This window comes from Streptococcus sp. 27098_8_86, assembly GCF_041432595.1.
GTDB lineage: Bacteria > Bacillota > Bacilli > Lactobacillales > Streptococcaceae > Streptococcus > Streptococcus pneumoniae_F.
Genome location: NZ_JAPVZW010000037.1, coordinates 1 through 597 on the forward strand (window position 1 = coordinate 1; position 597 = coordinate 597).

Sequence of the window (597 nt, forward strand, 5' to 3'; positions counted from 1 at the left end):
AAGATGGTCGCAACTGCTCAGAGTCAGTTGGATACCGCTAAAAATGGGATGAATGCCATCATCACCAGTAATTCCATGCATGGAGAAGTTGGGAAAGCGATTACGAATGAAATCAATAATGTTCATAACCCCGTGATTGTTGGCTTAAAGAATGGCTTAGAATTTCTAGGTTCTGAGTTTTCCAAGACGATCACGGATTTTCAGAATCTTGTTGGCGAAACCTCTGCAACGGCAGTTCTAGCAGAAGAAACTTTGGATGATGCGGTCAAGAAGCTGAATGCGGCGGATGAGAAACATAAGGTGATGGATACCAATTTCAAGAGTATCTATGATGGTATTTCGAGTCTCTATCGTCTGAGTGCTCCCTTAAGCAGCACCTTCTATACCAATACCCAGACAGCCCGGAAGTATGTTCAGGAAACGAAGAATAAGGTCAATGCCTTTGATAAGATGACAACAACCAGCAGTACGGAGCAGCTTTTTAGTGCTTTAGGTAGCCAGATGGCGGCTGCTGGAAGAGTGAAGAGTCTGAGTTATCGTGATCCTGTTTTAACTAACTTTGTGGCGCATGACGACCTCGGTAAAGCGATTTATGAG

1 protein-coding gene is annotated in these 597 nt (G+C 43.9%); it reads left to right on the forward strand.

Annotation, left to right across the window (positions count from 1 at the left end):
• Positions 1-597: T7SS effector LXG polymorphic toxin (locus O3616_RS10095; protein ID WP_371638796.1), on the forward strand; the 597-nt coding region annotated here is incomplete at both ends.